The sequence below is a fragment of the Alkalibacterium iburiense genome (genome assembly GCF_039521845.1).
In the GTDB taxonomy this organism is placed as follows: Bacteria; Bacillota; Bacilli; order Lactobacillales; family Carnobacteriaceae_A; genus Alkalibacterium; species Alkalibacterium iburiense.
The window spans coordinates 14,195-36,278 of sequence record NZ_BAAACW010000020.1 but is presented as its reverse complement, the minus strand read 5'-3'; the positions used below and the strand labels follow the sequence as shown (position 1 = coordinate 36,278).

The following is a 22,084-nucleotide window of genomic DNA, read 5'->3' as shown; positions in this document are numbered from 1 at the left end:
CCCATTTGTATGAATACTACGATTCATTCGCTTCTTCAAGCATATCTAGTGCTTGCTTAGCGGCTGCTTGTTCGGCTCTTTTTTTAGATCGACCCACTCCGCGTCCAAAAGAATCCCCTTCAACATACACTTCCACTACAAATTCTCTTTCGTGGTCAGGGCCTCGTTTATCTACGATTTTATACTGAATCGTTACAACTCCATTTTTCTGAAGCAGTTCTTGTAAAGCGGTCTTATAATCCATCCCATGCGAGAAAGCACCAGAATCAATTTTAGGAAACAATACCTTTTGAAGAATGTCTACGACCGTGTCCATTCCTTGGTCTACAAAGACAGCACCGACGAAGGCTTCAAACAAATCACATAGAAGCGATGTTCGGCTTCTCCCGTTCATCTGCTCCTCCCCTTTGCCTAAGCGCACAAATTCATGTAGACGGTGCTCTTTTGCCAAGGAAGCCAGACTCTCCTGTCTTACGATAGACGCACGCATACGAGTCAGCTGGCCTTCAGGATGGTTCGGAAATTTCTTGTATAAGTATTCTGACACAGTTAACTCAATAACCGCGTCTCCTAAAAATTCTAAACGCTCTAAATTCTTAATCGCTTTATCCCGATGATCATTCGCATAGGATGAATGAGTAAAGGCTTCAGTCAACGTTTCAACATGTCGAAATGTCACACCGAATTCTTTCTCAATATGATTGATAATCTTCTTTGTCATTCAACTTCCCTCCTTTAAAGACTATACCTTTCTAAGTATACTTGATTTCACAGTAAAAATAAACAATCTATCAGCTCTGCAGCCAGCAATTTCAAGAAAGCACACATAAAAAAGAGCTATCTCTAAAATCTGAGATAGCTTCTTTATACGGACTAACTATTTTTTAAAATGGTTGATAGAAAAGATTGATAATCCTGAGCCTGGATAAGCTGTTGAATGAGGTCAGGGTCATTGACGATACGGCCTAGCATATCATACATATCCTGCAGGTTGTCTTGGCTATTCTTCTCAACATTCAACAAGCACACAAACTGTACTTTCCTGTCTTCCCAGTTTATTGGTTTTTTCAACGTACATATGGTCAAATACGTGCGACTGGCTAAAGGTCTAATCGGGTGAGGAATGGCCACTAAATTCCCATATGACGTGGGAGCAATAGCCTCTCTTTCATACACCAAGTCAACATAATTTTCAGGTAAGTCATCTTTTTTCTGAGCCTGATCAGATAAAAACTCAATGACTTCTTCTTTAGTCGTAAAGGCTTGATTTAAATAAGTGTTCTCTTGAGGAATATAGTCTCTAATTTTATTTTGAGAGGACTGGACATGTTTTTCTATTTTCATTAGATCGCTGTCTCCTAAAATAGCCCCTACTTCAATAACAGGTACGGGTAGAGTTTCTGATACCGGAACAGAACTTATTATAAAATCAATGGAGTCGAAAGGAATGGATTGAATTTTATAGTATTCACTCATCCCAACGACCTGAATTTGAGTGCGAAACTCAGACTCAATACGGTAACGAATAAGTTGAGCACTCCCGACTCCAGAGGCACAGACAATATAGCACCGTTTAGGGGTATTGTCGGCTTTTTTACGAACAATCGCTGCCCCAATATGCAGAGCGAGATACGCCACCTCGTTTTCATCAATTGAGATATTTAATTCGCTATCTAAAACAAGAGAAGCAATTAAAGCCGCCTCAAAAGCAAGAGGATAATTACTTTTAATGTCTTCCAGCATCGGGTTTCTAATGTTCATTCCATATTTAAAGCGATTCATGGCGGGTTTTAAATGGAGACACAGACCTATTAGAAGCTCTTTATCTTCCTTTATACCTAAGTTCAGTTCCTCATCAATGGAATCAAGCATTTTCAATGCCATTTTTCGCACTTGTTTATCCATAATGTCATCTACATCATCTTCGGAAAGATTGGCTTTATTCACCATTCTAGTCCCCATTAAATGAATAGTGATATAAGCTATTTCATTAGCCGGAAAATGAACATCCCAAGCTTTTTCAATTTCTTTAATAATAGATAAGGCGACCGTGTATTCACTCTGCCTTTCAATCTCTTTTAGATCCTGTGGAATCAAATCAATATGATGCCCTTTATTAATACGTTTATAAGCTATAGCAATATGAACAAACAGATTGTTCATGGCTATGTCAGAGAGTGTGACCGTGTTTTCACCTAACTGACGGATGAGTAACTGCCAGATAGTCATAAGGGTTTCTCTATCTGAATGGACAATTTTAGCCAGTTGATCCAGCCATACTAAGTCCGGTCCCTTATCTGAACGATTAAAGCTATATTCGGATATAGCAAAACGCCGGTTCAATTCTTCGCCTTCAATTTTCAGCCCATAATTAGGTAGACTATTTAATGTAAGAGAATAATTGTTCAAAATAGCCCGAATGGCTTTTAAATCCATTTGGAGAGTCGATTTACTGACATGAATCTCATCAGCTAAATCATCTAATTTAATATAATCATCAGCCAAAAGAAGAGTATTCAGGATGTATTGAATCCGCTCGTCTGAAGAATTAGGCAATTGGCTTTTGCTTTGACTGTTAAGGAATTGTCTGAAGGCTTCATCATCTTCCACGACCAAATGATAGCCTATCCCTCGAGTAGACTTTATATGAGTCCCGTAGTCACTTAGTGCCTGATTCAGTTCTTTTATATCGTCTCGGATTGTTCGTGAAGACACTTCTAATACTTGACTTAAATACTGACTCGTCACTGAACTAGTCGAACGCATAAATTCTTTCAATATTATTTCAAGACGTCTTTCCATACACAAAACCTCCTTTTCTTTGGCCTGTTTTACAGCAAAAAAGAAATAAAGCGCAGCAACTTCACTGCGCTTTTTTACTCCTATTAATGATCAAAACCGTTTTGCTTAGAAACGTCGGCAAACCAGTAAGCACTCTTTTTAGCTGTTCTTTCTTGTGTATCTAGGTTTACTGAGAAGAAACCATAACGGTTCTTATAAGCATTCATCCATGACCAGTTATCCATGAATGTCCATAAGTGATACCCTTTGACATTAGCCCCTTCTTCAATAGCACGGTGTAGCCATTTCAGGTGCTCTTTGATGAAGTCAATACGGTAGTCATCTTCGATGCGACCTTCTTTAATGAAGCGCTGTTCATCTTGAACACCCATCCCATTTTCTGAGATAAAGGATTCGATATTACCATAATTATCTTTTAAATTAATCATGATATCGTAAATTCCTTTTTCATATATCTCCCATCCGCGGTAGACATTCATTTTTCTTCCTGGCATTTCATAATTATCAAAGAACCAGTCAGGCATAAATGGTCCTTCCGTGTTTGGGGCATGATCTTTTGCTTTTACACGTCTTGGCTGGTAATAGTTAACACCTAGTATATCAACAGTGTTCTCTTTAAGCAATACAGAATCTTCTTCCGCTGTTTCAGGAAGGTGATCGTATTCTTTTAGTAAAGCAATCAAGTCTTCAGGAAACTCCCCTTTAACAACAGGGTCTAAGAAGCTTCTGTTAAAGAACAAGTCACAAATATGAGCGGCTTTTAAATCTGCAGGGTTCTCGCTACGCGGGTAAGACGGAGTTAAGTTTAAAATAATACCGATCTTGCCGTCGTAGTTTTGGTGATACAACTCAACGACTTTAGCGTGGGCAATAATAGTATGATAAGCCACTTGAAAAGCCTTTTTAGCATCAACGATATTTGGGTAATGGAAATCATAGAGATACCCGCCTTCGACCGGTACGATAGGCTCGTTAAACGTAAACCACTTGGATACTCTATCTGCAAACAATTCAAATGCTTTCTGAGCATAGGTTACGTAAGCATCGATCACTTCTCTGTTTTCCCATCCGCCTTTTTCCTGCATTTCAATAGGCATATCAAAGTGGAAAAGATTGACAAACGGTTCAATTCCTTGAGCAAGCAGTTCATCAATGACAGCATTGTAAAAAGTAACGGCTTCTTCGTTAACTTCTCCTTCTCCTCCAGGAATTAATCGGGCCCATGAAATAGACATACGAAACGTGTTATGTCCAATTTCTTTCATGTTTTTAATATCTTCTTTATAACGATTGTAAAAATCAGATGTTTCTTTTGGACCTACACCTTCAAAAAATCGATTCTCTTCTTTTTCAAACCATTCGTCCCAAATTGTTCGTCCAGTTGTTCCATTGTGGCTTCCTTCCGTTTGAGCGGCAGATGCGGCACTTCCCCACCAAAAATCACTCGGGAATTGATACTGTAAAGACATGAATGCTTCCTCCTACTGTTGTAATTTATATAAATCGACAAATTCAGCTGCTAAATCTTTCAACATCATAGATGTCATTAAATGATCTTGAGCATGAATTAAAATGATATTAATCGCTTCTCCTTCACCACGCGCTTCTTTATGAAGAAGTTCCGTTTGAAAGCCGTGAGCTTTACTTAATTCTTCTCCGGCCTCTTTAATTTTAGCCTCAGCTTCTTCAAAGTTCCCCTCTTTTGCTTCCTGGATAGCTTCCATAGCACTTGATTTCCCATTTCCAGCATAAAGGATAATTTGAAAAGCAATTTCGTTTATTTTATCGTCCATAATAATCTCCTAATCTATGACTGATAAAAAGTTGAACACCACCTGATAGATGGACATCCAACTTTATCATCATTTTTTAAATAGTTTGTTCTTCTCCGTAATATTGTCTGTCTAGTAATTTGATGAACGGGAACCAAACAAGTCCTACTATCCCCATATTAATTAATTGCATAACGGCACCCATAATGTTGTTACCTGTTGCCAAGTAACCACTTAGTAAAACAGGTGTTGTCCAAGGAACAATTACGCCTGCAGGTCTTGGAGCAAAGCCAACGGACATCGCAAAGTAAGTAACCGCGGCAACGATAACTGGTGCAAGTATCCATGGAATAAGCACTAATGGATTCATAACAATCGGTAGACCGAAAATGACTGGTTCATTAACGTTAAATATTCCAGATGGTCCACCTAACTTAGCTAACTCACGCATTTGACGGCTTTTTGCGACAAAGAAAATCATAATTAAGACCATCAATGTCATACCTGTTCCACCCATACCGACTAAGAACGTATCGATGAATTGTTTTGTGACGATGTTTGGTAACTCTTCTCCCGCTTGAAAAGCTGAAAAGTTTTGATCGTTTAAAGCATACCAGATAGGGTCAAAAATAGAGTTAACAATAATCTGTCCATGTAAACCGAAGAACCAGAACACTTGGATCAGTAATACCGCAATTAATGTAGCCGGTAGACCGCTACCTAAAGCTGTTAATGGTTGTTGAATAATAGTGTAAACAAAGTTTTGAACCGTTTCAAAACCTGTGAAACTGAATAGAACACGCAGGACTAAAAAGGCTGTTAAAGTAAAAGATACTGGAATCAATGAACTGAATGATCGTGAAACCGCACTGGGTACTCCTTCAGGCATTTTAATTGTAAAGTCTTTTCTTACAAACCATTGATATAATTCAGCTGCAATAAAAGCTGTAATAATCCCTACGAACATCCCTTCAGCACCTAAAGCTGCAGTTGGAATAACTCCAGCAACGCCTTCAACGACTTGAGGTGTTAAAATAAGGAAAGAGCCTAAAGCCACAACTCCACCGTAAATAGCTTCGCCGCCTCTTTGTTCAACCATCTTATAACCAATACCGATAATAACAAATAATCCCATAATACTTAATGTAGCTGCTGAAGCAGGTCCTAAAGCATTTTGATAAGCAGTATAAGCTTCTTCACTTAAAATTCTATCTAAAAATGGCAAGTTTGCAATAACCACGAAAATGGATCCAAATATAATGAGTGGTAAGGCTACCATAAATCCATTTCTTAAAGCTGTTAAATACCGATTATTGTTTAATTTATCCGCAATCGGCATTAAAACATCTTCTAAAATCTCCATAAAACGATTCACTGTGTTTCCTCCTAAAGTCCGCTTTTAACTATTTTTTTCTATTAATTCTAAAGCGGTCTCTAAAACAGCCGCTCCATTTACTCTTCCGTAATCAACCGGATTAATGACATCCACTGGCACACCTTGCTCATTGCCAAATTTTTCTAATTTTTTCTTCATGAAACGCATTTGAGGACCGATTAAAAGCACATCTGCTTTCTTCAAATCTGTCTCAGCTTTATCTTGAGCAACTGCCCAGATAGTTGCTTCGATCCCTTTCTCTTTTGCTGCCGCTTCCATTTTTGAAACGAGTAAACTAGTTGACATACCTGATGAACAGGCCAGTAAAATATTTACCATTATACATTCTCCTTTTTGATAGTTTGTTTTGACAAGTCTTATACTACTGTAACAACGGTTTCATAACCACATGTATAATTTCCGTATCGAAACGGAAATAGTTTATATTCACTAGTTATAAAATGTTTTTTTAAAAGACTCTCAAATTATGGATGTAATTAAAAATACTGACTAGCATTTAATTAATGATAAAAAAATGATTGTGAAAACAATAACTATTATATTTTTCTTTCGTCAACTAAAACATGAAAGCCTGTGATTGCAAGGTTTTATCTATCTTTTGTGACGGAAGTGTGTCTTTAACTTAGATTTTTTCTGGTCTTATATTAACAAAATGTGATTACTTACTGAAAATAAGGTAATATAGTAGAATACAAAAGTGCTAAAAAAGCAGAAGGATTGTGAAAGCCTATATGTTAGCTACGGCTAAGAACTATCGCGAAAATGTGCTTGCTGTTTCTAAATCTCGCATGCCTATTGAGCGAAAACAAATGATTATTTCAGATTTACTTGAGCAGATAGCTCTCATCAGTAACGATGACAAAATGGATTTTACCAAAAAATGTTAAGGCACTTACAGAAGATGAAAAAATAATTCTCCAAGAGATTTATGAAGAAGTCAGAGAAATACTAGAAAGTTTGACTCAAAAAACTACTTAGTAAATACCTCGCTATTTCTTAATAGGAATAGTGAGGTTTTTTTATTCTAAAATAACAAATAATGTCCAACGAATGACAAGACATTGCCTATGCATCCGCTCTCATCTGTTCTATAATTTAATTAATACTATAGAGGAGGAATGTCAATTGGTACGTGTCTATCATGTTTCAAAAAAAGGATTAGATAGTTCTGATGGAACGAAAGAGAATCCATTTTTAACAATAAATAAAGCAGCTTCTGTGGCAACTGCTGGTGATACAGTCATTGTTCATGAAGGAGTTTACCGTGAATGGGTTAACCCTAAGCATCCCGGATTAAGCGAATGGAGACGCATTACGTATAAAGCAGCTGATGGAGAAAAAGTGGTCATCAAAGGATCCGAGCAGATTGATACGTGGGAAAAACTGGATAAATCTGTATGGAAAGTGGTTATTCCGAATGAATTTTTCGGAGATTACAACCCGTATAAAGAAAAAATCTATGGAGATTGGGTCGTCTATAACCCGGGTCGTCATCTAGGTGAAGTTTATTTAAATGGAAAATCATTTTATGAAGTGGAAACACTTGAAGAAGTCCACAAAGGTGAAGAAGTGTCTGAAATGGTGGATCACTGGACAGGTAAACAGATCCCTTCTCATGATCCAAAGCAAACTAAATATGTGTGGTATACCGAAGTCGATGAAGAAAACACTACTATCTACGCTAATTTCCATGAATACAATCCGAATGAAGAACTAACAGAAATTAACGTCAGAAAATCTGTTTTCTATCCAAAACAGACGGGTATGGATTATATCACTGTTAAAGGCTTTGAATTGGCCCAAGCCGCAACTCCTTGGACTCCCCCTACTGCTGATCAGCCGGGCTTAATTGGTCCTCACTGGAGTAAGGGTTGGATTATTGAAGACAATAGTGTCCATGACTCCAAATGTAGTGGAATCAGTATGGGTAAAGCTTATTCAACTGGAGACAACCATTATTCAAAACGTCAAGATAAGCCCGGTTACCATTATCAAATAGAAACAGTCTTCCAAGCAAAAAAACAAGGCTGGAGCAGAGAAACAGTTGGTTCTCATATCATTAGAAATAACACCATTTTTGATTGTGGTCAAAATGGGATAGTTGGACACTTGGGCTGTGTCTTCAGTGAAGTATACAACAACCATATTTATAACATCGCAATTAAACGTCAGTTTTACGGACATGAGATAGCTGGGATTAAACTGCATGCCGCCATTGATACCCAAATCCATGACAACCGTATTCATGATTGTTCATTAGGTATTTGGTTAGACTGGCAGTTACAAGGCACACGTGTAAGCCGTAATATTTTCTACAATAACAATCGCGACTTATTCGTTGAAGTCAGCAGTGGACCATTTATTATAGATCATAATATCTTAACGGCTGATTATGCCTTGGATAATCACGCTCAAGGTGGCGCTTTTGTTAATAATATTGTTCGCGGGCATATGGAACACCGAAAAATGCTGGATCGTTCCACTCCTTACCATGAACCGCACAGCACGGATATTAAAGGCTTCGCCCCTGTTTATGGTGGAGACGATCGCTGGTATAACAATATCTTTATTGGAGAAGAAGGCATTGAAGAAGTCGGGACGGATCACTACAATGGCTACACCACTTCCCTTGAAGAATATATTGACAGTGTGCATGATACAACTGGTAGTGATCATGGGGCTTTTAATAAAGTCGAACAACCTGTTTATATTAATCAGAATGCCTACTTTAACGGTGCACAGGCTTTTGATAGAGAAGAAACCAATATAGTCTCTGACCATAACCCTGAGTTTAAACTAGTAGATGAAGGTAAAGAAGTTTATATCGAAATCAATCTCCCAGATAATTTCGAAGACTTCCTTGGAGATGTTCATTCTACGCACACATTAGAACGCGTGCGCTTAACGGATGTTGAATTTGAAAATCCGGATGGCAGCGCAGTCGTTCTGGATACAGATTTGCTCAACAATAAAAAAGAAGGACAAACGGTTCTCGGTCCTCTATCCAACTTGAAAGCCGGTAAAAATCGGATTAAAGTTTGGGGCTAATAATAGAAAGAAGCTTGCTTAAGTCATATTGACCTAGGCAAGCTTCTCTTTTTTCTTTATGTGGATTCAATTGTGTCTTTTTTAATAATGGTCAAATCTTTTGCTTTTCTGAAAAGTCCATGACTATAACTGCCCACATGTCTTAAAGTGACTGTTTTACCTAATGCATCATACTTTTCAATAACGGCATTGAAGGATTCTACTCCAGAATAGTCCATGACTTTAGCATTTTTAAAGTCAAAAATGACATGGTCCGGATCTTCATTCGGTGTAAACAAATCTTGGAAGTTTAGAACTGAGCCAAAGAAAACAGAACCGTTTAAGTGATAAGTTTTAGAACCGTCACTATCGTGAGTAGTTACTGCTTCCGCTTCTGTTCCCTTTTTCCATGCAAAGGCCAAAGCTGACAGCACAACTCCAGAGATAACCGCTGTGGCTAAGTCAGCAAAGATAGTGATTAGTGTAACAGCTATCATGACGACAATGTCTTGTTTAGGAATCTTGCCGGCGTATTTAAAGCTTTCCCATTTAAATGTCCCGATAACGACCATAAACATAACCCCTGCCAAGGCAGCCAGAGGAATCAAGTTTATAACGCTTGATCCGAACATAATGAAAATGAGCAAGAATAATGGAGCCACCAATGCAGATATGCGTGTGCGTCCTCCCGATTTAATGTTAATAATCGATTGCCCAATCATAGCGTCTCCGCCCATACCACCAAAGAAACCATTGACGACGTTAGCTAAACCTTGAGCAACGATTTCTTTATTCGTATTCCCCTTCGTCTTAGTCATTTCATCAATGACTCTAAGAGTTAGCACGGCCTCAGTTAAGCCGACTAAACCTGCAATTAAAGCATAAGGAAGAATAATCTGGAATGTCTCTAAGGTCAGAGGGACTTGAGGAACATAAAACTCAGGCAGTCCACCTTGTAAAGTCATTCCTGCAAAATCCTGCACCGTTTGTAAGTGATAGCCGGTCGATAGCTCTACGATGACAGCTAGAACAGTAATGACAATAATAGCCATCAAGCTGGAAGGAATAGCTTTTGTAAGCTTAGGGAAAAAGTGAATAATAGCCATCGTTATGGCTACAAATAAAAGCATAATACCTAAGTCAAAGCCAGCCATCCAGTCTCTTCCAGTCGTTGTATTGACTTTAAAAAGATCAAACTGTGATATTAAAATAACAAGAGACAAACCATTTAAGAACCCTAACATAACCGGATACGGAATCATACGAGCATATTTACCGAGTTTGAGAATACCTATGGATAATTGAATAATACCCATCAGGACAACAGCGGCAAACAAGTACTCTAACCCGTGGGTAGCGATTAAACCAGCCATAACAACTGAAATAGCAGCCGTGGATGAGTTAATCATACCTGGTCTCCCTGTAAATAATGAGGCAACGAATCCAACAACTACTGCTGTTTGTAGACTCAATATTGGACTCACACCTGCTACAAAGGCAAAGGCCACTGATTCTGGAATAAGAGCTAATGCTACAGTTAATCCTGCTAAAATTTCATTTTTAAAATTGACTGAGTGATATTTTTCAGCAAGCCTTTCTCTATTAAATTTATTTTTTATTCTATCTAACATAAAATCCTCCTTGAATAGTTATACCTTCAATATATTAACATATAGGTTTATTTTATCAAATTTTAATTAAGTCTAAGATTAATTATTATAGTAAAAATTGAAATGGCAGTATAAGTTTAATCGGTTACAATGGTATAGGATGAGGATTAATAGAATTGTGAATAAATTAAGACTAATATGTGAACCCTTAATCGATTCATTTAATCCAATCCATGTAAGAGTATTTTATGGTAGACTATGAAAATAAGAGTGTGAAAGGACGTTACGTATGGATATCGGAAATCGAATTCAAGAAGTCAGAAAAGCTTCTAATATGACTGCCAAAGAACTTGCACAAAGAGTAGAAGTCTCTCCTTCTTTCATTTCAGCAGTTGAAAATAATGACAGCAAACTATCACTAAAGACACTAACAAGAATTTGTGCTGCCTTAGGTGTCACCCTAGCAGAATTTTTTAATGAAGAGGCAACGGTGATTGACAGCAAACTGCAATCGGTCATCTCTCGTTTACCAGAAGAGAAAAAATGGCAGCTGTTGAACTTTTTAGAAGGCTTAGTACCAGAAGAACAGTAAACTATCCATTTGATTAATAGAGAAAACTAAAAAGCATTCTATGTCAGAAGATAATTTTCTGATATAGAATGCCTTTTGTTTTAACTCTTTTATATAGCTTCTTCTAGAATTCTTCTGTTCATCAATTTGGATAAACCAAGGTGGATGATAAGCCCTAACATGTTCACAATTGTAATAATTAAAAATATTTCAGGACTTTGGGGGATATTGTTTGCGGCTATAAGCATACTGGCAGCTGTGTTTCTTTGTCCCGTACCTAAAGCAGCAACCTCTTGTAAGTGATCGTCATCTCTACTTGCTGATAGGAAATATCCTAAAAATGTTTCCTATTTTGGCTACCCATGGTTGAATTTTCTCTGAAAAGTCTGAGAAAAAGTAATTATGTAGAACTCCAATGATAATAGGAATAACGAGTTGCCTGAATAAGTTAGTAAACAGTTCCCAGGCACTGACTTCAATATCTCCAGATACTAAAGGCAAGGCAATTGGTACATATATAACACTGACTAATACTAGTACAAGCATCAGACTCGCCCCTAAGGCTACATCCCTATCCGCAAAGTTTACCAGTTTAATCATAAAGGGCGCCCCGGCACACATACTAAATATGAGTAGGCCGATAGCCATTTGCGAATCTAATGAAAAGAGCTGAATCAGCACATAAGCAATAAGCGGCCCTCCAATAAAGTTTACCAAGACAACTTTCAGGTGAAAGGACCATTCTTTTAAATAATCCGTAATATCACTTAAGTCTTGTGCCAAACCTACATTAAACATCGTAAAAAACACAAAGATAGGTAAAGCCATATTACCTATTTCTGCAAAAACGTTCAAAATTGAATCCCAGTTCATATGATCCCCTTTCTTAATTTATTAGTAATAACCCAAAACCAGCAGCAAACACAACAAACAGGACAACCGAAATGACGGTTACCGTTGTCAGGTTTAAAGTCGTTGGGTAACTCTTATCGTCATCATCTTTAAATTGTTCTTTTAAATAATCGTATATAGCTTTAAATCCAATCCAAGCAAAAATAAAAGAGAACATACCTAGTATAATCAATGCCCCGCCAAGAATTAATCCAGCAGTGGCTCCTTCTGAGTCTCTCAAGGCGGTTCCTAAAGTCCACCCTGCCCCAGCAATGGTAAAACCTGTCCGAATCCAAGCCGCATAGGTTCTCTCCGCAGCCAACAGGGTCCGGCTTTCGGCCATCGAACTTCTCATTTCAGCTAATTCCGTTCGAAATTCGGCTAATTCATTTTTATCTTGTGGTTGATCGTTCGATTCACTCATATACCTATCTCCTTAATCCTTTTTATCTTTCACACAGCGAAAGCCTAAGTTGCTGCTTGAAGAATGAGCTGTGTTTGTATTTCTTCCGGCTACCCGGTATCTTCTGCAGTACGAACAGTGGCATAAAAATGAGCCACCCCTTACAGCGTAGCCTTCTTTACTGTAATGGTTATGGTCTTCGAGCATCTCTTTAGAGTTCTGTTCATTAAATGTTTTAAGTGGTATCCTTCCAGGATTCAAACACCACTCCCATACATTCCCGGACATTTGAAAAAGTTCATAGTCATTTGGAGGAAAAGCTTTGACAGGTGCCGTACCTATATAACCATTATCTTCCGAGTTAAAATCAGGTAACTCCCCTTGCCAAATATTGGCAAAGTGTTTTCCGCCTGGATTCAACTCATTTCCCCAAGGATAGGTCTGCTGTTTTCTTCCGCCTCGAGCCGCGTATTCCCATTCAGCTTCCGTAGGCAGTCGTTTTCCAGCCCATTTGCAGTAGGCTAAGGCATCATTTCTAGAAATATGCACGACAGGGTGATCCATACGTTCTTTAATGGAAGAGCCCTCTCCTTCTGGCATTCTCCAACTAGCTCCTTCAACTTCCAACCACCACTCAGCTTGTGGAAGTTTGGGGTAAGTCTCTCTGACTTCTTCATCCACTAATAGATGAAAGACATGGGAGGACCCGTGTCTTTCAGCATCCGTAATATAGCCTGTATCTAAGAAAAACTCTAAAAAGTCTTTATTCGTGACTGTCGTCTGATCCATATAGAAGTCAGTTACTTCTACTTCAGTAATGGGTCCTTCAAGATCTTCAGGTAAACCAGCTTGAGAATCGGTCCCCATTAAAAAGGAACGCCCTTTAATGAGAACCATATTGTCAAGCTTTTGAGTCTGACTGAATGTCATTCATTCATGCCCCCTTACTCTTCGCTGTCTTCTTGCTTCTTCTTAAATTTCTGAATATAACTGTCATAGTCCTTCATCCAATTAATTTGAGGCCACTCTCCTGTAGGGTTGTTTCTTTCATTTTCCTGTTCTTTCCCTTCAGTCGAACGTCCTTTTTTAACATGCTCTGCTAGTCGCTCCATGAGTTCTTCTACGACATCTGGATAGTCATCAATGACGTTATTCGTTTCACTGATATCTTCACGCAAATCATAAAGTTCAGTAGGTTTGAAATTTGTTTGATCGATTTCACTAAATCCTCCGCCATTATCTACCAGATTTAACTTCCAGAAGCCTCTGCGAATGGATAACCCACCATTACCTGAAGAATGCACCACGTCTTCACGTACAGGTTCATCGCTTCCTTTGAGTAAATCGACTAAAGAAACTGAGTCTTCAGCGGCTTCATCTGGTACGGAAACTCCTAATATGTCGGCCACTGTCCGGTAAATGTCTGAGTGACTGACCATATGATTCGAGACACTTCCCGGTTTAATCATTTCTGGAGAAGAGACAATTGTAGGCTCTCTATGACCGCCTTCCCAAATATCTGCTTTTTCACCTTTGTAGATATGATTAGGGTGGTGCCCTTGTTTAGCTAGATGTTCAAAGTCTGCAACAGGAGAAGCTCCATTATCACTTGTTAAAATGAAGATCGTTTCATCAAATTTGTCTTTTTCTTTTAACTTATCAATGATCTGACCAACGTAAGCATCTAACTGTAAGACGAAATCTCCGTACTTCCCAATACCAGAACGCCCTTTAAATTCATCTGTTGGAAGAAGAGGTCCGTGAACAAGATGCGTCGGATAGTATAGGAAAAACGGTTCTTCTCTCTCGCCCATATCATCGAGTAAATCAATGACTTTCTTCTGCATATCTTCTGGTACTTTTTGTACATCGAACTCAGGCGATGCCGGTCCCATCTGCCAAGCTTCTTGCTGGGATGGGTTATGACGCGCTACATTCGGAAGACCCATCAGAATAGTCGGATCATCTACAAAATGGTTATTCTCAACGTAAACATAAGGCGGCTGGTCTAATGAAGCTGTTGTTCCAAAGAAATAGTCAAAACCGAAATCATTCGGACCATATTTAATTGGTTTTGAATAATCAATGTCCAAGCCTTCAATTTTAGCCGCTTCAACTGCGGTCATATCGAACTGCTTATTTCTTCCCAGTTGCGGACCTTTCACTTCAAAGCTTTCTTTATCTAGAGAAAACTTATCAAAGTCCTTCTCATCTAACATTTCAAAATCCATACCTAAATGCCATTTACCTACTGCAGCTGTTCTATACCCATTTTCTTTTAACATATGCGGCAACGTTTTTCGATTCTTCTCAACCAGTGCTTCGGAATCACCCGTCACAACGAAGCTCTTCAGACGTGACCGCCAGTTATATCGACCCGTTAATAATCCATAACGAGAAGGTGTACATAAAGAGGACGTCGCATGAGAATCTCTAAACTGCATCCCTTCATCGGCGAGTCGATCGATATGCTTAGTCTGTATTTTTGAATTGGGATTAAAACTTGACACATCCCCGTATCCTAAGTCGTCTGCGAATATCAATACTATATTTGGTTTCTTTTTACTCACTTAAATTCCTCCTTAGAATTTCTCTGTCATATTCTTTACACTGATTACGTTAACAGATAGATATTTTTATGTCAGAAAAAGCGCTCAGAAGATGGAGTTTTTACCTTATTTTACAATCTTCTTCAAAATAAGTTCAAATGTTAAGTTTGTTTAATCGTAACAAACTCACCTTTTTCATAAACCGAATGATTAGTTTCGAATGTAGATATGCAACAAAATCTTAACTAATGCAGATTTAAATTATAAAAAGAAAATGAACCTTTGATTTTTGCGTTATTCTCAACGATTAGTCTAAAAAGAATTTATAAAAGTAAGCACTTTCATGGTATAATATGAGTAACTTTATTAATTGGAGGGATGTCAATGTCAAATTTAGTACTTGGTTTAGATATAGGTATATCCAGTGTTGGCTGGGGTGTTATTGACCAGTCAACGGGAGACATCATTGACGCGGGTGTCAGACTATTTGAAGAAGCAACCAGAAACGCTAATGAGGAACGCCGTGGGTTTAGAGGATCAAGACGTTTAAAAAGAAGAAGAAAGCACCGTCTACAAAGAACAAGAGAATTTTTAGAAGCTAATGGCTTATCCTGTGAGTTCATACATAAAATTGATCCTTATAAGGCACGCTTGAAAGGTCTATCCTCCCCTCTATCGCCGGATGAATTAGCCGCAGCTCTTTATCATCTTGCGAAGAGAAGAGGAACCACAATAGATACACCTGAAGAAGATGAAAAAACATCTGGCAGTGAATTGTCTACTAAAGAACAATTAAAGCGTAATGCAAAGAAATTAGAAGACAAACATGTGGTTGAGATACAATATGAAAAACTAAAGAAAAAACAAGTAGTCAGAAATCATGAAAATCGATTTAAAACAGAAGATTATATTAAAGAAGCCAAAGCAATGCTTGAGGTTCAAAAAGAGCATCATGAATTGGATGATAATTTTATAGATACTTACATTGAATTAATGTCTAAACGAAGAGAGTATTATGAAGGACCGGGATCAAAAAAATCCCCTACTCCCTACGGAGAATGGTTCTTTGATGAAGAAGGAATTCTTCAACATGAAACGATGATTAATAAAATGCGTGGCAAAGGCACCTATTTCACAGACGAATTACGTATTCCTAAAAAAGCTTATACCGCTGAGTTGTTCAACTTATTAAATGATTTAAACAACCTTCGCTTTCCTAGTGAAGAAACGGGTGAGATGGCTTCACTTACTCAGGATCAAAAAGAAGAATTGATAAACAGCTATGCCAAGCAAGGTAAGAAAATAACTCTTAAAAATATAGCAAAATTAATAGGCATATCAAATGAAATAGACATTAAAGGAGCACGTTTAGATTTAAAAACAGATAAACCTATCTTTACTGAGTTTTTAGGTCTGAAAAAGTTGAAAAGTCTTTTGAAAAATATCACCCTCCCATCTGAGTTTTTTGAAAACAGAGATTGTTTAGATGAAATCGCTGAAATATTGACCGCCGAAAAAAGTATCAGTCGTCGGGAAGAACAATTAAAAGAGTTATTCGAGGAATATTATGGAAAAGATTTAACTGAAGTGATAGATGCCTTAAAAAGCGATACTTCTTTTAAAGAGTATCACGCTCTTTCGAAAAAAGCGATGGATTTAATATTGCGTGAACTTTGGGAAACGAGTAAAAATCAAATGCAGCTTTTTACAGAAAGAGGTTTAGGTAAAAACAGATTGGAACGCCTGCAATCAGGTAATAAGATTAAGTTTGATGGTGAAGCTATACTAAGTACGGTTGCTAAACGAGCACACAGAGAAGCAATTAAAATTACTAATAAGGTAAGAGAGACCTATGGGGAGTTAGCTTATGTAGTTGTAGAAATGGCTCGAGAGAAAAACAGTGATGAAAAAAGAAAACAAATCAGTGATATACAAAAACGTGTAGGTAAATTTGAGAAAAAGATGGCTGATTTACTAGAAGTCGATCATATTAAAGAGCTATACCTAAATGGTAAGCAGCATCTAGCCCTAAAATTATGGGATGAACAGGATGGAAAATGCATATACACGGGTAGAAGTATTTCTCTACATGACATTGTAAAAGATTTTACCCAATTTGAAATTGACCATATTATACCACTCTCCTACTCTTTTGATGATAGCCAGCAAAATAAAGTGCTGTGTTATAGAGGAGAAAATCAGGATAAGGGACAACTCACGCCTTTCCAGTATTTTCAAAGTGGTAAAGCCAAACGGACCTTTGAAGAGTTTAAAGTAGAGGCGACTAATTTATTTAAATCAAGAATGATTTCAAAGAAAAAATTAAACTACCTTTTAGAAATCAGAGACATTAAAAATGATGAAGAAGTGCAAAAAGACTTTATCAATCGAAATCTAGTCGATACACAGTATGCGATGAGGAGTTTTTCAGCTAACCTTCGCACGTTCTATCAAAATAATGATATTGATACAAAAGTACTCTCAATTAGAGGAAGCTTCACTTCTGCCTTACGCCGCCGGGCACGCTTAAATAAAGATCGAGATGAGAGTCATGCGCACCATGCTATTGACGCTCTAATCGTTGCAGCTATCGGGCGTATGCCGTTACTTGAACAATTTAAAGCCATTGATATGAATGATGAAGGAATCGTAGTAGACAAAGATACGGGTGAAATATTAGAAGACGGATAACTATTCAACTCCCCTACTATCAAGTTTTTAAGAAGTTTGCGTAATTACGAAAATAAAGTGAAGTACTCTCATAAAGTCGATCGTAAGCCGAACCGGACCATGACTAATCAAACCCTCTACTCTACCAGAGTAAAAGATGGAGATAAATACATTGTTGGGAAAGTGAAAAATATCTATGAGCTCGATAAACCTGGATTTAATACTTTAAAGAAAAAAATTGACAAAAATCCGGATCACTTTTTAATGGCTCAACATGATCCTAAAACATGGGAATTATTGATGAAAGTCATTGAGGAACATAAACATGCTGATAATCCGTTCCAAGACTTCTATAGAGAACATGGCTATATTTTAAAAGATGGAAAAGTTCCAGTGAAAAGTTTGAAATATCTCGATGAAAAACTACACATTCATGTTGATATCACCAATAAATATCCTGAATCTAAAAGAAATGTTATTTTAAAAAAGAGAAAAAGTATCCGAATCGATGTTTATAAAAATGAGGAAGGGAAATATAAGTATCTCGGTGTACCATATAACTGGTTTACCAAGTCGGGAAATGAATATGTGCTCGACATGGAAAAATATAATGGACCTGAAGGGAAAGTTGCGTATTATAAGAAAATTGATGACTCTTATACTTTTCAATTTAGTTTATATAAGAATGATCGTATTTCTTATGAAAAAGAAGAAAAGCTAACAGATCCAGAGACAGGTGAGAAATTGAAAAAAACCGTGCATTATGAAAAGGTTTTTAGAGGAGACAATGATCCTAGAAAAAGTACTATTGAAGTTAAGGATATTTCATATAATGATGGAAAACAACAAAAAGTTACTATAGGTCCATTAAAAAACATAAAGAAATATGTAGTGGATACTTTAGGAAATGAATACTTAATCGATTCAGAAGTATTCAAAGATAAGATTCCAGCAATTTAATCAAATAAAGGGTTTACAATTTGATGGGACTTTGGTATAATGAGATTGTCCTCGACGGAGGACTCCGTAATACCAAAGGTTGAGAGAACCTACCAAAAAAAGGCTTTATGCCGAGATCAGCCCCCATTCTATGGGGCTTTTTCTTTACCCAAAAATAAGAAGAGGTGAAAAAGATGAGTTGGCGAATTGTTTATATAGAAAAATCGGATCGTCTGAACTTATATTTAGATAATTTAAAGGTTGTCAGAGAAGAAACAGAACTGCTAATCCCTCTTTCTGATATACATACTATTATAGTAGACAATCAGCAAACAGTTGTAACCGCTCGTTTAATCAATAAGTTAGCAAATTATCATATTCTATTAGTTTTTTGTGATGAAAAACATTTACCTAATACCTATGTCCTCTCCCCTCACAGTCACCATCAGTCTTCAAGAATTCTCAAAAAGCAAATGTCTTGGAATAAAAATACCCAACAAAAAATGTGGCAACAGTTTATACAAATAAAAATTCATAATCAAGCCTCTGTTCTAGCTCATTTAAAAAAGGATAATGAAATAGTATTAAAACTATACGAATTAGCTGAGTCAGTAGAAATATCGGATAAAACTAACCGTGAAGGGCATGCTGCAAAGCTTTATTTTCAAACATTATTTGGTTCAGATTTTATTAGAGAACGCAGTAGTTTAGATGGAATCAACTCAGCCCTTAATTATGGCTATATTGTATTTCGTTCTGCAGTCGTAAGAAGCATAATAGCCCATGGCCTGCATCCAGCTCTTGGTATTGGCCACAATAATCAATACAATGCTTTCAATTTAGCAGATGATTTTATTGAACCTTTTAGACCAATTATCGATCTATGGGTAACAATACTAATGAATAAAGATGATTATCTCGATAGAAAAACAAATCAAAAATTGATTTTTTTAATTAGTAACAACAAAATTTTGATTGGCAATCAAAAACAAACTATATTAAATGCAATAAATATTCTCATCCAAAGCTTTATAAAAAGTATGGATGAAGAAAATACCGATCTGTTGGTATACCCTGCCAATGGCATCGCCTTATAGATTCATGCGTTTAATGTTGTTTTTTGATTTGCCAATGAATACTCGTTCAGAAAGACGAATTTATTCTCGATTTAGAAAGTATTTAATAAAAAATGGTTTCACTATGGTGCAGTTTTCAGTTTATTCAAAAATATTTCCAAATAGAAGTAGTTTAGATACGTATATGTTTACCCTCAAACAAAACATGCCTCCACATGGATCAGTAAGAGCTATGGCAGTAACTGAAAAACAATACAGTAATATGTTTTTGTTAGTGGGTAATCAGACTTTCACAGAAGAATCCTTGTCAGACAATACTATGGTGATATTATGAAAGAATGGATTATAAAAAATGAGCACTCTTCTTTCTCGATCCTCATTGACCAAGTAACTATACTGAAAGGCAATATAAAAGATTGGGAAGATGAAATTAAACTATTAAAAGATAGTTTTTCGGCTGGCAATACTCTTATTCAAGAGAACAATCAACGAGTAGTTTCACAGGACTATAATTTATCAGTATTATCCTATACTCCATTGTATGAATCTAATAGCTATAATGTTTCTAAAGGAAAGTTAGATGATTTGTTTTTTTCTTTCCTTGAGTTATCTCCTATTTATAAACAATTTGTTGAAATATGGGAAGAATTACAGGAAGAAGTTCTTTTCTTAAATGAAGAAATCAATATACCCATGGAATTTGAATTAAAAAATTATTCAAAAGAAGTTGTAAAAAAGAAGTTAGTGACTATTAGTCAGTTTGCTTCCTCTTTGGATGTGATAAAAAATGAAATCAAACTGATTAACTTCTCCAATAGATCTAAATTGAATCTGTTTTTAATCATTAATCCAGAAAACTATCTCACACAATTTGAATTTGTAAAGTTGCTTACGTTCTTGTATTCACTACCTAGTCAGTTTATTATCGTAACAAATCAAATGACTGAAAAAGTAGTTAATATTAAGTATCATAATCAAATTATTAATGACCTTGTTTTAGATGCCCAAAAAAGTAAAATGCTTAACCTACTTCCCTTTTTATTTACTGAATCATTATATGAAGATGCAAGGAACTTGTATAAAAACATTGTGGATAACTCAAAAGGAAAAACGGTGTTTTTATCATACTCAGATGTGGATAACTTAGAAGTTTTTATTTATATTTTTCTCTTACTTTATCTCACTGACATACCTTTTCGCCTTGAAACTAAAGGGATTTCAGATCAATATCAGTCTTATATTGAATCAATAATAAGAAGTAAGGTATAATGAAAATGACATTTTGGTACTCTCTCAATTTTTGGTATTACGGAACGATATCAATTAACATTGACTTTTAACCCAAATTTTGGTACTCTCTCAATTTTTGGTATTACGGAACACATGCAGATAATTGCTGACGACACGACCGATTTTGGTACTCTCTCAATTTTTGGTATTACGGAACTAGCCTGCGGTCTGATTGATTCATCAGAAATTTTGGTACTCTCTCAATTTTTGGTATTACGGAACTTCAATTACAACAGTTTAACCCAACGGCATATTTTGGTACTCTCTCAATTTTTGGTATTACGGAACTGTCGGGGGTCTTGCACTACATAAACAAAAATTTTGGTACTCTCTCAATTTTTGGTATTACGGAACCGAGGAGCATAAAGCAGAATTGAAACGTAAATTTTGGTACTCTCTCAATTTTTGGTATTACGGAACTACTTTTCAGGGTTCTTTGCGTGAATCAGAATTTTGGTACTCTCTCAATTTTTGGTATTACGGAACGCCAGGGATAGTTGTTTCCTCTGCAATGTCATTTTGGTACTCTCTCAATTTTTGGTATTACGGAACACAAAGATCCAACTAAATTATTAAAATCTTATTTTGGTACTCTCTCAATTTTTGGTATTACGGAACTAAATTACAAACATATCTAACGGATCGTTAATTTTGGTACTCTCTCAATTTTTGGTATTACGGAACGCAACAGTATGACACCGACTATTCCAGAAGATTTTGGTACTCTCTCAATTTTTGGTATTACGGAACGAACGGTATTCCATATGTAAAAAGCACCCGATTTTGGTACTCTCTCAATTTTTGGTATTACGGAACTCTACTAAATATGGAGACAAGAGCGTTGAAATTTTGGTACTCTCTCAATTTTTGGTATTACGGAACTAAATTACAAACATATCTAACGGATCGTTAATTTTGGTACTCTCTCAATTTTTGGTATTACGGAACAATCACACGCTAGAGAAAGTCATGAAGTGGATTTTGGTACTCTCTCAATTTTTGGTATTACGGAACGTTAGATATGTTGAGTGCGGTATCGGACAGATTTTGGTACTCTCTCAATTTTTGGTATTACGGAACCTCGTGTT

Annotated in this window: 19 protein-coding genes and 1 CRISPR repeat array (1 of these 20 only partly in view); of the genes, 8 read left to right on the top strand and 11 right to left on the bottom strand. The window is 36.7% G+C overall.

The window, feature by feature from the left end; all coding sequences use genetic code 11:
- Window positions 1-16: 16 nt before the first annotated feature.
- The 6 genes from rnc to ABDZ53_RS01555 all read right to left on the bottom strand — a co-directional run bounded on the left by rnc (window position 17) and on the right by ABDZ53_RS01555 (window position 6,288).
- Window positions 17-721 carry a ribonuclease III gene (gene rnc, locus ABDZ53_RS01580; RefSeq protein ID WP_343753292.1) on the bottom strand — a complete coding sequence of 235 codons (705 nt, stop codon included), beginning with the start codon at window positions 719-721 and terminating at the stop codon, window positions 17-19.
- A gap of 152 nt (window positions 722-873) precedes the next feature.
- Complete coding sequence (locus ABDZ53_RS01575) at window positions 874-2,802, bottom strand: BglG family transcription antiterminator (RefSeq protein ID WP_343753290.1); 1,929 nt, start codon at window positions 2,800-2,802, stop codon at window positions 874-876.
- Between the two features lie 83 nt (window positions 2,803-2,885).
- Entirely contained in the window at window positions 2,886-4,271 is a 1,386-nt protein-coding gene (locus ABDZ53_RS01570) for a glycoside hydrolase family 1 protein (RefSeq protein ID WP_343753288.1), read from the bottom strand.
- 12 nt (window positions 4,272-4,283) lie between these two features.
- Window positions 4,284-4,595, bottom strand: a complete 312-nt coding sequence (locus tag ABDZ53_RS01565) for a PTS sugar transporter subunit IIA (protein ID WP_343753286.1) — start codon at window positions 4,593-4,595, stop codon at window positions 4,284-4,286.
- A gap of 76 nt (window positions 4,596-4,671) precedes the next feature.
- Window positions 4,672-5,949, bottom strand: coding sequence for a PTS cellobiose transporter subunit IIC (celB, locus tag ABDZ53_RS01560; protein WP_343753284.1), 1,278 nt, complete (start codon window positions 5,947-5,949; stop codon window positions 4,672-4,674).
- Window positions 5,950-5,973: 24 nt separating this feature from the next.
- Window positions 5,974-6,288: a PTS sugar transporter subunit IIB gene (locus tag ABDZ53_RS01555; RefSeq protein ID WP_343753282.1), complete on the bottom strand. Its 315-nt coding sequence runs from the start codon at window positions 6,286-6,288 to the stop codon at window positions 5,974-5,976.
- Between the two features lie 401 nt (window positions 6,289-6,689).
- Between ABDZ53_RS01555 and ABDZ53_RS01550 the strand changes: the two genes are divergently transcribed.
- Both ABDZ53_RS01550 and ABDZ53_RS01545 read left to right on the top strand, forming a co-directional pair.
- Window positions 6,690-6,857: a hypothetical protein gene (locus tag ABDZ53_RS01550; protein WP_343753281.1), complete on the top strand. Its 168-nt coding sequence runs from the start codon at window positions 6,690-6,692 to the stop codon at window positions 6,855-6,857.
- A gap of 238 nt (window positions 6,858-7,095) precedes the next feature.
- Window positions 7,096-9,018: a right-handed parallel beta-helix repeat-containing protein gene (locus ABDZ53_RS01545; protein WP_343753280.1), complete on the top strand. Its 1,923-nt coding sequence runs from the start codon at window positions 7,096-7,098 to the stop codon at window positions 9,016-9,018.
- 56 nt (window positions 9,019-9,074) lie between these two features.
- Here the strand turns inward: ABDZ53_RS01545 and ABDZ53_RS01540 are convergent, their stop codons facing one another.
- Window positions 9,075-10,628, bottom strand: coding sequence for a SulP family inorganic anion transporter (locus ABDZ53_RS01540; protein ID WP_343753279.1), 1,554 nt, complete (start codon window positions 10,626-10,628; stop codon window positions 9,075-9,077).
- Between the two features lie 268 nt (window positions 10,629-10,896).
- Here ABDZ53_RS01540 and ABDZ53_RS01535 point away from each other — a divergent pair, with 268 nt between their 5' ends.
- The gene (locus tag ABDZ53_RS01535) at window positions 10,897-11,199 is read left to right on the top strand and encodes a helix-turn-helix domain-containing protein (RefSeq protein ID WP_343753278.1); all 303 of its coding nucleotides are present in this window, start codon (window positions 10,897-10,899) and stop codon (window positions 11,197-11,199) included.
- A 291-nt stretch (window positions 11,200-11,490) separates the two neighbouring features.
- On the opposite strand, the gene ABDZ53_RS01530 is transcribed toward ABDZ53_RS01535, so the two are convergent.
- Genes ABDZ53_RS01530 through ABDZ53_RS01515 form a run of 4 tightly spaced genes read right to left on the bottom strand, consistent with a single transcriptional unit; the run spans window position 11,491 to window position 15,042 of the window.
- On the bottom strand, window positions 11,491-12,051 hold the full coding sequence (locus ABDZ53_RS01530) for a bile acid:sodium symporter family protein (protein WP_343753276.1): 561 nt from the start codon (window positions 12,049-12,051) through the stop codon (window positions 11,491-11,493).
- A gap of 13 nt (window positions 12,052-12,064) precedes the next feature.
- The gene (locus tag ABDZ53_RS01525; RefSeq protein ID WP_343753274.1) at window positions 12,065-12,493 is read right to left on the bottom strand and encodes a YidH family protein; all 429 of its coding nucleotides are present in this window, start codon (window positions 12,491-12,493) and stop codon (window positions 12,065-12,067) included.
- 12 nt (window positions 12,494-12,505) lie between these two features.
- Window positions 12,506-13,369, bottom strand: a complete 864-nt coding sequence (locus tag ABDZ53_RS01520; protein ID WP_425541665.1) for a formylglycine-generating enzyme family protein — start codon at window positions 13,367-13,369, stop codon at window positions 12,506-12,508.
- 47 nt (window positions 13,370-13,416) lie between these two features.
- On the bottom strand, window positions 13,417-15,042 hold the full coding sequence (locus ABDZ53_RS01515) for a sulfatase family protein (RefSeq protein WP_343753270.1): 1,626 nt from the start codon (window positions 15,040-15,042) through the stop codon (window positions 13,417-13,419).
- Window positions 15,043-15,405: 363 nt separating this feature from the next.
- On the opposite strand from ABDZ53_RS01515, the gene cas9 reads away from it, so the two are divergent.
- The 5 genes from cas9 to ABDZ53_RS01490 all read left to right on the top strand — a co-directional run bounded on the left by cas9 (window position 15,406) and on the right by ABDZ53_RS01490 (window position 20,975).
- Window positions 15,406-17,712, top strand: a complete 2,307-nt coding sequence (cas9, locus tag ABDZ53_RS01510) for a type II CRISPR RNA-guided endonuclease Cas9 (RefSeq protein WP_343753268.1) — start codon at window positions 15,406-15,408, stop codon at window positions 17,710-17,712.
- Between the two features lie 99 nt (window positions 17,713-17,811).
- Entirely contained in the window at window positions 17,812-18,651 is an 840-nt protein-coding gene (locus ABDZ53_RS01505) for a hypothetical protein (RefSeq protein WP_343753266.1), read from the top strand.
- Between the two features lie 173 nt (window positions 18,652-18,824).
- A complete protein-coding gene (gene cas1 / locus ABDZ53_RS01500; RefSeq protein WP_343753264.1) occupies window positions 18,825-19,727 on the top strand; it encodes a type II CRISPR-associated endonuclease Cas1 in 903 nt (300 codons plus the stop codon).
- A 4-nt stretch (window positions 19,728-19,731) separates the two neighbouring features.
- The gene (gene cas2, locus ABDZ53_RS01495; RefSeq protein ID WP_343753356.1) at window positions 19,732-20,040 is read left to right on the top strand and encodes a CRISPR-associated endonuclease Cas2; all 309 of its coding nucleotides are present in this window, start codon (window positions 19,732-19,734) and stop codon (window positions 20,038-20,040) included.
- Complete coding sequence (locus ABDZ53_RS01490; RefSeq protein WP_343753262.1) at window positions 20,037-20,975, top strand: hypothetical protein; 939 nt, start codon at window positions 20,037-20,039, stop codon at window positions 20,973-20,975. The genes cas2 and ABDZ53_RS01490 overlap by 4 nt, the downstream gene beginning before the upstream one ends.
- A 10-nt stretch (window positions 20,976-20,985) precedes the next feature.
- Window positions 20,986-22,084: a CRISPR direct-repeat array (repeat unit 36 nt; unit sequence ATTTTGGTACTCTCTCAATTTTTGGTATTACGGAAC); it runs 4,477 nt beyond the window's last position.